12 protein-coding genes and 1 pseudogene are annotated in these 12761 nt (G+C 49.6%); 4 read left to right on the top strand and 9 right to left on the bottom strand.

Annotated elements, in window-relative coordinates:
- Nucleotides 1-91: 91 nt before the first annotated feature.
- From IE064_RS02465 to IE064_RS02455, 3 genes are read left to right on the top strand one after another with little or no spacing between them, the layout of a single operon-like run.
- Nucleotides 92-751: a paraquat-inducible protein A gene (locus IE064_RS02465; RefSeq protein ID WP_189616123.1), complete on the top strand. Its 660-nt coding sequence runs from the start codon at nt 92-94 to the stop codon at nt 749-751.
- Nucleotides 738-1367, top strand: coding sequence for a paraquat-inducible protein A (locus tag IE064_RS02460; RefSeq protein ID WP_189616121.1), 630 nt, complete (start codon nt 738-740; stop codon nt 1365-1367). The genes IE064_RS02465 and IE064_RS02460 overlap by 14 nt, the downstream gene beginning before the upstream one ends.
- On the top strand, nt 1354-3972 hold the full coding sequence (locus tag IE064_RS02455; RefSeq protein ID WP_189616120.1) for an MlaD family protein: 2619 nt from the start codon (nt 1354-1356) through the stop codon (nt 3970-3972). Before IE064_RS02460 ends, IE064_RS02455 begins: the two co-directional genes overlap by 14 nt.
- A 39-nt stretch (nt 3973-4011) precedes the next feature.
- Here IE064_RS02455 and IE064_RS02450 read toward each other — a convergent pair.
- Nucleotides 4012-5237, bottom strand: a pseudogene (locus IE064_RS02450) (spore maturation protein).
- Between the two features lie 70 nt (nt 5238-5307).
- On the opposite strand from IE064_RS02450, the gene rsmF reads away from it, so the two are divergent.
- On the top strand, nt 5308-6717 hold the full coding sequence (gene rsmF / locus IE064_RS02445; RefSeq protein ID WP_189616118.1) for a 16S rRNA (cytosine(1407)-C(5))-methyltransferase RsmF: 1410 nt from the start codon (nt 5308-5310) through the stop codon (nt 6715-6717).
- A 211-nt stretch (nt 6718-6928) separates the two neighbouring features.
- Here the strand turns inward: rsmF and IE064_RS02440 are convergent, their stop codons facing one another.
- The 8 genes from IE064_RS02440 to udk are packed head-to-tail and all read right to left on the bottom strand — an operon-like array spanning nt 6929 to nt 12758.
- Nucleotides 6929-7720, bottom strand: coding sequence for a TatD family hydrolase (locus IE064_RS02440; RefSeq protein WP_189616116.1), 792 nt, complete (start codon nt 7718-7720; stop codon nt 6929-6931).
- Between the two features lie 46 nt (nt 7721-7766).
- Nucleotides 7767-8093, bottom strand: a complete 327-nt coding sequence (locus IE064_RS02435; protein WP_189616113.1) for a PilZ domain-containing protein — start codon at nt 8091-8093, stop codon at nt 7767-7769.
- 9 nt (nt 8094-8102) lie between these two features.
- The gene (holB, locus tag IE064_RS02430; protein WP_189616108.1) at nt 8103-9020 is read right to left on the bottom strand and encodes a DNA polymerase III subunit delta'; all 918 of its coding nucleotides are present in this window, start codon (nt 9018-9020) and stop codon (nt 8103-8105) included.
- 2 nt (nt 9021-9022) lie between these two features.
- Nucleotides 9023-9664, bottom strand: a complete 642-nt coding sequence (gene tmk / locus IE064_RS02425; protein ID WP_189616106.1) for a dTMP kinase — start codon at nt 9662-9664, stop codon at nt 9023-9025.
- Nucleotides 9664-10674, bottom strand: coding sequence for an endolytic transglycosylase MltG (mltG, locus tag IE064_RS02420; protein WP_189616105.1), 1011 nt, complete (start codon nt 10672-10674; stop codon nt 9664-9666). Before mltG ends, tmk begins: the two co-directional genes overlap by 1 nt.
- A complete protein-coding gene (gene pabC / locus IE064_RS02415; protein ID WP_189616103.1) occupies nt 10671-11504 on the bottom strand; it encodes an aminodeoxychorismate lyase in 834 nt (277 codons plus the stop codon). Before pabC ends, mltG begins: the two co-directional genes overlap by 4 nt.
- A 9-nt stretch (nt 11505-11513) precedes the next feature.
- Nucleotides 11514-12095 (bottom strand): dCTP deaminase, encoded by a 582-nt coding sequence (gene dcd, locus IE064_RS02410; RefSeq protein ID WP_189616101.1) that lies wholly within the window; start codon nt 12093-12095, stop codon nt 11514-11516.
- A 24-nt stretch (nt 12096-12119) separates the two neighbouring features.
- On the bottom strand, nt 12120-12758 hold the full coding sequence (gene udk, locus IE064_RS02405; RefSeq protein WP_133039103.1) for a uridine kinase: 639 nt from the start codon (nt 12756-12758) through the stop codon (nt 12120-12122).
- Between the last annotated feature and the right edge of the window lie 3 nt (nt 12759-12761).

Raw genomic sequence — 12761 nt, 5'->3', positions numbered from 1 at the left:
GAACTTCGCAGTATCTGCTAACATCGCGTCAGTAAACTTGGTGCTGACAACCGATAACCTTAACTTTATGCGCACAGATACCCGGAGAAGTATGTCTTCTCTGTCTGACTCAAATGATGAACGGCTGAGCCCTGATTGTTCGGTGATTTTATGCCGTGCCTGCGATCTGGCCGTTAGTCGCCGCGCGCTGCCTTCGGGTGTGAGAGCCATTTGCCCCCGTTGTCAGACACCGCTATATGACACTCCTTACTGTGCAGTTGATGGCGTGCTAGCAATGTGTATTGCGGCGCTGATCCTGTATATACCGGCGATGCTACTGCCGGTATTAGAAATGCATTTTATCGGTAGCGTTCGGACTACCACAGTGTGGCAGGGCGCGCTGGCGGTGGCCGAACAAGGCTATTGGGTTGTAGCACTGGCGGTACTTATAGGGGCTGTTGTCGGCCCGGGGTTACTCATCAGCTCAGTGCTGGCTCAAATGGTGATCATCAAGAATCGGCTCTACCGTTTTAATAGTGGCCGAAAATTCTTTGTGCTGTTACTGCGTTATCATCAACTGTTGTCACAGATGTCCATGCTGGAAATTTATGTCATCAGTTTTCTGGTAACCTCGTTCCAACTGTCTGATTTCGCCGATGTCTATTTCGGAATGGGCACCTTCTGCTTTACTATGTTGTTCTTGGTAGTGCTGTTTATGCTAAGAGAATACAAGCTGGAGCATATGTGGAGTTACCTCAATGAAGGCGAATAACAGTGTACAGGGCAAGGATCTGGGGCTGTGTCGCTGCGACGATTGTGGTCAGATTAATAACACTACTGAAAGCTGTTGTCTTCGGTGTGGCGCTAAACTGCAGTTGCGTGATTACAACAGCTTGCAACGTAGTTGGGCACTGTTGATTACAGCCGCTATTTTGTTGGTCCCCGCCAATCTATACCCCATTACAACGTTGACGAAGAGTGGTCGTGTGACTCACGACACCATTTTCTCTGGGATCCTGCGCCTAGTGCATTCCGATATGTTACCCATAGCTGTTATTGTGTTTACGGCAAGTATTCTCGTGCCTTGGCTGAAGATTATCGGTCTGGGTATCTATTTGTCAGCAATCAGTTTCAATCTAAAATTTTCCAAGAAGAAACTGATGCTGGGATTTCACTTGATCGAATGGATCGGCCGCTGGTCGATGCTTGATCTGTTTGTTATTTCGCTTACGGTGGCACTGGTGAATATGGGCCAGTTGCTGGATGCCAAGCCGGCACCAGCAGCAACGGCATTTGCACTGGTGATTTTGTTTACCCAGGTGTCAGCCAAAGTGCTGGACACTCGTCTGCTATGGGATCAGTTGGAACAGCAAGATGACGCAAATTGAACAACCCAAAGTGGTGCGTAAGAAATTATTCTCCCCGGTGTGGCTATTACCAATAGTCGCCCTAGCGCTGGGAGCATGGCTCGGAGTCAAAAGTATTCGAGAATCAGGCATAGATGTCCGAATTCATTTCCCGAGTGCCACTGGGATAGATGTGGGTAAAACATTAGTTCGTTATCAAGGGCTTAATGTCGGCAAGGTTGTGGATGTATCCATTGACGATGAACTCAAGGGCGTGAATGTTGACTTATTGATGGACTACCGCGCCGAGCCGTTACTACGGGCAAACAGCAAGTTTTGGTTAGTAACTCCCAAAGCCAGCATTACCGGGGTGGAAGGCCTAGATGCGCTGTTTTCCGGTAACTACATCGGGCTGTTACCCGGTGACGGTGATTTTCGTGACCATTTTGAGGCAGAGCAAGAAGCCCCGCCTGTGTTACCTGGAAGCGATGGTTTGGTCATCGAACTCAGTGCTGAAAAATTAGGCTCACTAGATGTAGGCTCACCAGTGTTTTATCGGCAAATTCCCGTTGGCGAAGTCGTCAGCTACCGCCTTGACCCACAACACAAGGTGTTATTGAAAGCTTACATTGAGAAACAATATGCGACTTTAGTGCGCAAAGACTCACACTTCTGGAATGTATCCGGGGTACAGATTGATGCTTCGCTCTCCGGCATCAAAGTGAATACCGCCAGTCTCGCCTCATTGATTGCTGGAGGGATTAACTTCAGTTCTCCAGTTTCTTCACCTGCAGCAGAAGCTAACCAAGGCTACAAATTGTATGCCAGCCAGCAGGAAGCCAATGGCGGCGTGCGTTTTGTACTTACTGCAAAAGATGCGGATGGCATTAAACGTGGAACGGATGTGATATATCGCGGTGTCACGATCGGTGAAGTAGAAAATGTCGTAGCAGAGTCTCAATCGGTATCCATTCACACCCGACTGGATGCACCCTATGCCGAACTCCTCGGTAGCGATGCTAAATTCTGGCGTGAAGGCGCGGATATTTCGTTAAATGGATTTAAACATGCTGGTAGGCTGGTGAGCGGCGATGTAATTCAGTTTTTGCCCGGCAACGGTAGTCCGTTAGCGCAATATCCTCTAGCAAATACAGCCCCTAGGCTGGAGCATGAAACACCCATAATGCTTACCTTAACGGCAGCCGAAAACCCTGGGATCAGCAGCGGCGCTGACATTCGCTACCGTCAGGTCAGTATTGGCAAAATTGCCCAAGTTAGGCTGGCGGACGATTTTTCTGCGGTGTTATATCAGGCAGAAATTTTTCCAGAATTTAAGGCACTACTTACTGCAGGTAGTGATTTCATTGCCGAAGCACCACTGGACATTAAAGCGTCTCTGGACGGGGTTGAAGTTAAAAGCGGCGATCTCACTACGCTGACCAAAGGTGTGGTGAGTTTGCGTCATAGCCTGAATAAAAAAGCGCTAAATACCGCTAAACCGATCGCCCTATTCGCTTCCGCAAGCAAAGCCGATGCCTTTTACCAGCAGGGACATAAGATCAAGTGGACGCTGTACAGTGACGATGCAGCATCTGTGACAACGGGCTCCCCGGTGTACTACAAAAAGATGCAGGTTGGCACAGTGACCGACGTGGACTGGCAGGCAACCGCAGACCGGTTTGCTGTCACATTGGCAATTGACAGCACGTTTGCCCCACTTCTGAAAAATAACATTGTGTTTTGGCAAAATCCGGCTTTGGCGGTAGATGCCAGCCTCACCGGCGTGAAATTGCAAATGGCGCCCCTTAACGGCGTCCTAAAAGGCAGCATTGCCTTGGCCAAGCTAGATGGCCATAAAGTCGATAGCCAACGGCTATACCACTCAGAATCGTTGGCACGCAGTCAAGCACAAGCCATCAGCCTCCTATTACCGGCTGATAGTTCACTAAGAACTGGCGCAGCAATCCGTTATCAGGGCACCCAGATTGGTGAAGTTACCCAGGTGGTGCTGAATGCCGATTTAAAGCATCTGGATGCCAAGGCCTATCTTTATGGCAAATATGCCGCGCCATTTCTCAAACGGGATAGCCAGTACCAGCTGCAACAGGCACAGGTAACATTAAAAGGGGTGGAGCATCCTGAAGCATTACTGACCGGCGCGTTCATTGCGGCAACTCCAGGCAATGCCAGCGATAACAGCACTCAATTCACCGTGCCTAGGTTAACCGATGATTACATGGCAAAAGATGCACTGCATCTTTTGCTAAGTCGTAATACGCTCGGGTCGGTGAAAAATGGCACGGGTATTTTCTTCCGTGGCATTCAGATAGGCCAAATAATTGATTATCGACTTAAAGATAATGGCGACGAAGTATTGCTCAATGCCAGTATTGCAGCGCGTTATCGCCATTTACTGAATCAGAGCAGTCGTTTTTACGACCTTTCTGGCATCAAAGTGGATTTGGGACTGTTTTCAGGCGCTCAGATAGAAACAGGGTCACTGGAAACCATTCTGGCAGGTGGTATTGGCGTGGTAACTGAGTTGAATAACCAACAGGCAGCGCCGCTCAATGCCAGTCAAACCTTACCGGTGTACGGTAAAGCCGATGCTGACTGGCTGCAATGGCGACCACAACTAAGTGAATAGTTTATCAGGCAGAGGCATCATGGATGCCTCTGCTCTATTTTAACCATAAAACCAATAACACACCGCAACGGCGCTGATAATGCCGGAAAAATCCGCAAACAGACCACAAGCCAAGGCATGCCGACCATGACGGATCCCTACGGAACCGAAATAAACCGCTAAAACATAAAAAGTTGTTTCAGTGCTTCCTTGGAATATCGCGGCCAAACGGCCGGCAAAGGAATCGACACCGTAATGTGACATGGTTTCCAGCATCATGGCTCGCGCCCCTGAACCGCTGAACGGCTTCATCAACGCTGTCGGTAAAGCATCAACAAAACGGCTATCAAAACCCAACCACTGCACTATCGAGGCGATAACATGCAGCAAGTAATCTAGCGCCCCAGATGCTCGCAGCAACGCAATTACCAATAACATCGCCAGCAGAAAGGGGATCAGCCGAATTGCCTGTTCAAAACCCGATTTGGCGCCTTCAATAAATTCGTCATATACGGCAACTTTGCGGATACTGGCAACCAACACAAACAGAAACACCAAGGACAACAACACGCCATTACCAACCGTGGTGGAAACCGCGCCAATAGTCTCAGCACTTTGATGTAACAACCACCCTACTGCAGCGGAAACCGTCCCTAAAATAACCACACCGTAGGCTGCAACAGTAAGGTTCCATAACGGTAAGCGCTGCACCAAGGCCACCATCAACAACCCCGCCAGCGTAGAGCCTAAAGTCGCCAGTAAAATGGGCAAAAAAATCTCTGCTGGTGCAGCAGCACCTTGTTGGGCCCGGTAAAGAAACACCGTCACAGGTACCAAGGTAACCGAGGAGGTATTGAGCACCAAAAACAGGATTTGAGCATTGCTGGCAGTCTGCTTATCTGAGTTGAGGCTTTGCAGATCCTGCATCGCTTTCAATCCCAGCGGCGTCGCGGCATTATCCAGTCCCAACATGTTGGCGGTAAGATTCATGGTCACACTGCCAAACGCTGGATGGCCTTTGGGAACTTCCGGCATCAACTTATGCAATAACGGTTCCACTACCCAGGCAATCGCCGTCACCACACCTGCTTTTTCGCCAACCCGCATCAGCCCCATCCACAAGGTCAACACGCCGATCAAGCCCAGTGCAATCTGGGCCGCCAGACTGGCGCTGTCGAACATGGCGGTAACGGCTTCGCTAACCACTGCAGTGTGACCTGTAAGGCACTGCAGCACAATAGCCAGCAGCGCTACCACAAAAACAGGCTCCAGACCCGATTCAACACAAATCCACCCCAATTTTAGCCGCACTGCATGCTATAATGCCGCGCCGAAAAGAAAACCGCTTTAAGTGTTATGGTTCAATTAAATCAGAATTTTATCAACTGTATCGCGCAAGAATTACCACCAACGCTATCGTTGCAAGATTTTATTGCCTCCTGCGATAAACCGCTGCGCCCTTCACTGCGAGTCAATACTCTCAAAATCGATAGTGACAGTTTCCTCGCACGGATGCAGAGCAAAGGCTGGCAGTTTGAACCTATTCCTTGGTGTCCCGATGGTTTTTGGTTTACCGTGCCGGAGCCAGTACAACCCGGCAATACCGTGGAACACCTGCAAGGACTATTCTACCTGCAGGAAGCCAGTTCCATGTTGCCACCAATGGCTTTACACTATGACACTGCGATGGCAACGGTATTAGACATGGCGTCTGCGCCCGGCTCAAAGACTACTCAGATTGCCGCCATGATGCATAATCGCGGTTTGCTTGTCAGCAATGAATATTCCTCCAGCCGCATTAAAGCCTTACATGCCAATATCCTGCGCATGGGGGTCAGTAACACGGCCTTGACACATTTTGACGCCAGGATCTTTGGTGAGTTTTTATATGAAACGTTTGACGCAATTTTGCTGGATGCCCCCTGCAGTGGTGAAGGCACCATCCGTAAAGATGCACTAGCACTGAAAAATTGGGATGCAGACGAAATTCAGAGCATTGCCGCCACACAACGCGATCTCATTGAGTCTGCGTTTCTAGCACTAAAGCCGGGGGGAGTATTGGTTTACTCTACCTGTACGCTTAATAGCACCGAAAACCAGAAAGTCTGTCACCACCTCAAACAAACTTTTACCGACGTGGTTGTGTTTGAATCGCTGGCAAATTTATTCGAGGGTGCCGAGCGCACAGCCACAGATGAAGGCTTTCTACATGTCTGGCCACAGGTATATGATAGTGAGGGCTTTTTTGTCGCAAGGATACGTAAAACAGCGTCTATTTCTCGCCGACAAGAACCGCCGAAACTACAGCAGAATTTTCCTTTTGAGCCCATAACTCACAAACAATATCAGCAACTCAGTGATGAAGTAGCGAACATCATTGGCGTAATGCTTCCCAAAGAACGGCTTTGGGTCCGAGATGGCGAGTTCTGGCTGTTTCCTGAAGGTTTTGTCACGCTGATCGGACAGGTACGCTTCCAACGCATCGGCGTTAAAATCGCAACCCTAGAAAAACATGGGATCAAACTGCAGCACGAAGCAGTGATGGCGCTTGATATCGACGCCACACTGGCAATTACGGTAGATGCTGCACAAGCGGAACAATATATGATGGGACGCGATATCACCCTAGCGACCACAACAAAGGCTCAGGGAGAACGAGTCCTGCTATGGCAACAGCAAGTGTTAGGTCTAGCCAAACACCTAGGTAACAAGCTGAAAAATCAACTGCCAAGAGTTCTGGTTCGGGACAATATCAGTAGTACGTAATAAAGTGGCGAGGCTTATTTATTCGTTTTTGGCATTACTTATTACTAAATAAACTAATAAAGCCACAGCATTTTACTGTGGCTTTAACATGATAGTCTAAAATTCAACCAGAGATCGCAATCCTGTCATATCTCAACTTAAGCGCACGGCTCTTAATGAGCCATTCCCCTGGGCCCAAAACAATCGGAATAGTTTTGGGCCTCTTTTTTTCTTAATTACGCTCAGCTAACAGTGCTGCATCGCGGAACAATCGAAAGAAATTATCCGTGGTATAGGCCGCCAGTTCGCTTAGGGGTTCGCCGCGTAAATCGGCAACAAATTGCGCTACATCGCGGACATACGCTGGTTGATTTTCCTTGCCACGATGCGGAACGGGTGCCAGATAGGGAGAATCGGTCTCAACCAGCAGTCGTTCCTTAGGAATTTGTTTAATGACGCTACGCAGTGCATCGGCATTACGAAAAGTCACAATACCAGAAACAGAGATATAAAAACCTAACGCCATTGCCGCTTGTGCCATTTCCAAAGATTCGGTGAAGCAGTGCAACACCCCGCCACATTTTTCCGCATGTCCATTACGCAAAACAGCCAACGTATCATCTTGCGCGTCACGAGTATGGATGATCAGGGGTTTACCGACTTCAGTTGCAACCGCAACCTGTTGCTCAAAACATTGTAACTGCGCCGCTTTGCTTTCCGGCGCATAAAAATAATCCAACCCCGTTTCGCCGATGGCGACGACCCGAGGATCCTGTGCATGCTGCTGCAATTGCGCAATCGACAATCCGGCAGCCACATCCAATGGATGCACCCCGGCAGATAGAAATACTTGTGGGTAGGCAGCCATTCGATCTCGCATGGAGATAAAGTCCTGTTGCCTGACATTGACACAGAGAAACCAGTCCACGCCCCGCATTTTGGCGCCGGCAATGATTTGCGCAAGAGAATCCTGATCCGGCGCGGCTTTTAGACGATCAAGATGACAATGGGAATCTACTAACACAATCAGTCCCATAAGGAGTTACAAAAAGGGAAGCAAGAATATCCCGCTACATAGTGCAGGTCAAATCGCCCGAGGCCAATTCACGGGACAGCAGGTTCTCAATACGTTGTTTATGTTCCTGAGCCTCTGAAAGAATTTTTACCCCGATGCCAGCGGGACGGCCACCGGAGGCTCCCAAGGGATTGATCCAAACCACCACGCCCTGAAATTCGTTAATACCAGTTGCTCCCGGCAAACGATAGCCAATACGCATCTCCTGCCCCAGGAAATGGCTTTCAGTCGTCGTGACAAATAACCCTGCTGGCTGAATAAACGGCATGTAAGCACGGTACAGCTGATGCAGGGTGTCAAAATTTACGATCAGATCAACCATAGGATACTTTTATTTTTTCAGTCTCTTGTATTCTAAGACATAACTTTGGCATAGCGCCAGATAATTGACATTCGCCATTAACATCAGTTGCTGATTATCTCGCATTACCCTCGCCGCCAGTTGTGCGACTTGTGACTGCTGTAATGGGTCAAGTAGTCCTGCGTGCATTTCATCCTGTAGCACCTGATATAACAGTTTAAGTGCGTCAAACAGTTGCTCTGCAGACAAGTTACTGAGCTTTTGACTCAGATGACCACTCTCAAGGCTTTTCTGCCAGGCAGTTTTCAACTTTTTCAGTTCAGCCGCATAGCCATCCGCTACATATTGGGCCAGTTGCAGTGCGCCCCCCGCAATAGGCAAACACCAGGCCAGATCTTCATTAAGTTGCGGATATTGCGAATGCAGCCATTGGTTAAGTTGTACTGCTGATGGCCGTGCCACCTTCACTTGCTGGCAACGGCTGACAACCGTTGGTAATAAGGCTGCTGGTCTGTCACTCTGCAACACCAACAATGTTGCTGCTCCCGGTTCTTCCAGCGTTTTCAATAAGGCATTAGCCGCTGCTACAGTCATCCGTTCGCACCGCAATATCAATGCCACCCGGAAGCCACCCTGTTGTGCAGTATTCATCAACGACTGACATAAGCCCCGCACCTGTTCAACCTTGATCTGATTTCCATCCGCCTGCAACAGGTGGAAATCAGGATGATTGCCAGCATTGACTAATTGGCAACTTTTACAGTGACCACAGGGTTCATCGGCTAACGGAGCGTTACATAAAGCCAGTGCCGCCATATATTGCCCAAGTGCCACACCGCCATCAGCTTCCGCTAACGGCAGTAACATGGCATGTGGTAGCATCCCTTGCCGCCGCTGTGCGGCGAACTGCTGTTGGGCATCGTGCAACCATGGCAGATTGGCGGACATCACTAACTCCCCAACCGTTGCTCAAGCGTTGCCACAATATCATGATGCACCTGTGGCAGCGGCTGACTGGCGTCGATCACCACAATGGTATTATCGGCCGCCGCCAATGAAAGATAAGTAGCGCGTGCACGTTCAAAGAAATCCAGTTCTTGCTGCTCGATACGATCAAGTTCGCCACGACTAGCAGCGCGAGCCATTCCGAGCGCCGGTGGAATATCCAGATAAAGCGTCAATTGTGGTTTAAAATCGCCAAGAGTAGCTGCGCTGATGGTCTGCACCAATGACATTAAGCCGCGACCGCCCCCTTGATAAGCTAGGGAAGAAAGATTGTGGCGATCGCCAAGTACCCATTCTCCCCGAGCTAAAGCGGGTTTAATGACATTGGCGACTAACTGTGCTCTGGCGGCATACATCAGCAAACATTCCGCTTCATCACATAATGGATCACTGGCATCTGTGGTTTTAACCAACGTACGGATTTTTTCCGCCAGAGGGGTGCCACCCGGCTCACGGGTACACACGGGTTCCCGGCCCGTCAACTGACTAATAAAATCGCGTACTAAGGCTATTGCGCTTGACTTACCCGCTCCTTCAAGCCCTTCGATGACAATAAATTTGCCCGGATTTTTCAGCGTAACCTGCATTATTTCTTTCTTCTCTGATAACGGTCTACCGCTCGATTGTGTTCCGCCAGTGTTGCCGAAAAGACATGCGAACCATCGTTGCGCGATACAAAATAAAGATAATTCACTGCCTCAGGATGCGCCGCCGCCATTAATGATTCACGCCCCGGTGCCGCTATGGGCGTTGGTGGCAAACCATGAATGCGGTAGGTGTTGAATGGCGTTTCCTGTAGCAGATCCTTGCGGGTGATATTGCCATTAAAGGCGTCCCCCATTCCATAAATCACAGTGGGATCTGTTTGCAAGCGCATACCTTTACGCAGGCGATTGATAAATACGGCTGAAATCAATCGCCGCTCTTCTGCCTTGCCAGTTTCCTTTTCTATGATGGATGCCAGAATCAGTAGCTCATAGGGCGATTCCAGCGGCAAATCTTGGTCGCGCTCGTCCCAGACGGCCTGTAGCTCTTGCTGCATTTTATGATAGCTCTGGGTGAGCAGCGTCGTCAGTTCGGTACCCGCTCGATATTGGTAAGTATCTGGAAAAAATTTTCCTTCAGCTTTGGCGGAATCATCACCTTGCTGCTGCAATACCTGCAAAAATGGTTGCGGTGACTGTTGCAAATGCGGTAATTGCTGCAGATATTGCCGCCATTCACTAATCGTTTTACCTTCGACCAGCGTCAGGGTAAATCGCTTTTCGTCACCGGCTACCAGCTTTTGCAGTAACGAATCCGGCGTATCCTGAGGTAAAACCTCGTACAACCCAGAACGAATAGCCGTCAATTGCGGCTGTAACTTTCCCAACATTTTCCAACGCCAGTCATACTGTAGCCAGCCGCGCTGTTGCAATTCCTGCCCTAACCGATGAAAAGAGGTACCGTGCCCCAGTTGCAACTCTTGCGGAGACTCCAGCGCTAAGGCCGTGCGACCGAACACTTGCGTCTGCTGGTAAGCCCAAAGGCCAACAGCCAACAGTAATGTCAGCAATGTCAAAAAAGTTGCAGCGGTAATCAGGATCCATTTTTTCATAACTGAATGGCGAGATGCTGCCTCAACTGAGAACTCAATGACCAAGGTTGATAACGATAGCTGTCCACGCCAATGATATCCACTACACCGCATAGACTGTTGCTGATAAACAGATGCGATACGCGACTTAAGCAATCGCGGCGGACAGCTTGTACCTGCACATCAATGTTCATTGCCAGCAATGCCATTATCACCTGCTGGCGCATCACACCCGACACGCCGGCATAATTAATCGCCGGCGTTAATGCCTGCCAGCCGCCGCGGGCATTGTTTGTGATTAAGAATAGATTCGCCATGGAAGTTTCAAGCAGATTAGCCTCAGTGTCATACACCAGCCAATCATCAATTCCTGCGGGCAACGGATAGCTTTTTATCAGCACCTGTTCGAGGCGATTCAAATGCTTGATACCGGCAAGTAAGGGTTGCTTCGCCAGTGTCACCGCGGAAGTTTGCAGTTTGATCCCTTGCTGTCGCCACTTGCTATAGTGTGCTGGCAGCGCACTGACACTCAAAACCTCGGTAACTTGTGGCTCAGCTGGCGGCATATAACCACGTCCACCATTACCGCGGCTCAGTTGCAGTTTCAAACAATGCGAAGGACAGCGACTGGCGGTTTCAGCCAGCAGTGACAATAACAATTCTGAAGGGTGCCAGTGAAACCCCAGCCGAGCAGCACCCTGCTGCAACCGCTGCAGGTGGCAAGACAAAAACTGTATTTTCCCCGCGACGTCCACAGCCATCGTAGCAAACAGTCCATCGCCATAGGTGAACGCCCGGTCATAGACACTGATTTTTTCAGTAGCCTCACCGTTGACCCACACCGTCGCCATCAGCGCTAATCAATCCTGACTAATGCGGCTGGCAACCGCATCTTGTTGATCTTTATACTTGGCGTTTTTACGCGAATTATAAGGTTTAGCAACCGGATGATTAAGTTTGTCGAAATTCAACGCGCCAATGGTCATCATCGGCCGTAAAGCCAGCGGCAATTTACCGCTGTTAAAAAACTCCAGCACTATTTTACCTTTCCAGCCTGGATCAATGCGGTGCGCGGTGACATGCACCATCAACCCAAGTCGTGCTAACGATGAGCGGCCATCAAGCCATCCCACAATATCCGCCGGCAATTGCACACTTTCATAGGTAACGGCTAACGCCAACTCCCCAGGATGCAGGAAAAATGCTTGACCATCGGCAATGTCTATCTGATCGCTCATCACGTTGTCCAATGCAGACTGGACTTCAGCTTTCGGACCTGACAAATCGATATAGGGCGCAGTGTGATCTTTAAACACCCGAAATTGATGCCCCAAACGGACATCCACACTGACGCCGCTAATAGCGTCACTGGCAGGCCGCGGCTCAATTACGATACTGCCATCATCAAGGCATTGTTCAATTTCGATGTCGGTTAATCTCATTGGGCCCTGTTCTCCTGGGTCGTACTATCTCGAAAGTAGGTGCTGAATACGCGTTTTCAGAATATCAGTGGCAATACGGTTTTTACCGCCACGAGGCACGATGATATCGGCGTATTGCTTGGATGGTTCGATAAATTGTAGGTACATGGGGCGCACCGTATTTTGATACTGCGTCAGCACCGATTCCATGGTACGCCCTCGCTCTTCTACATCCCGGCGCAAACGGCGGATCAAGCAGATATCCAACGGCGTATCCATAAAGACACTCGCATCCATCAGATCTCGCAATTTGGGGTCGGTCAGCAACAGAATACCTTCAAGAATAATGACCTTTTTCGGTGTCATCAGCAATGACTCACCAGTGCGGGTGTGTTCCACATAACTGTAACAGGGAATTTCAACCGGCTTGCCATCTTTGAGATTTTCCAGATGGCGCGCCAGCAACTGATGATCTAACGCCTTGGGATGGTCATAGTTGGTCAGCACCCGCTGTTCCATCGGCAAATGGCTCTGATCGCGATAGTAGCTGTCTTCACTGATCACCCCAATTTCGTTGGTGCCGAGATCTCGGCACAACTCCTCGTAGATGGTTCTGGCAATCAGGCTTTTGCCGGAGGCGGAAGCTCCGGCAATGCCAATTATTACACTATGGGCCGCGCTCATTCT

The sequence above is a fragment of the Shewanella fodinae genome (genome assembly GCF_014651955.1).
Taxonomy (GTDB): domain Bacteria; phylum Pseudomonadota; class Gammaproteobacteria; order Enterobacterales; family Shewanellaceae; genus Shewanella; species Shewanella fodinae.
The sequence above is the reverse complement of the archived record's forward strand: the minus strand, read 5'-3'. Positions and strand labels throughout refer to the sequence as shown.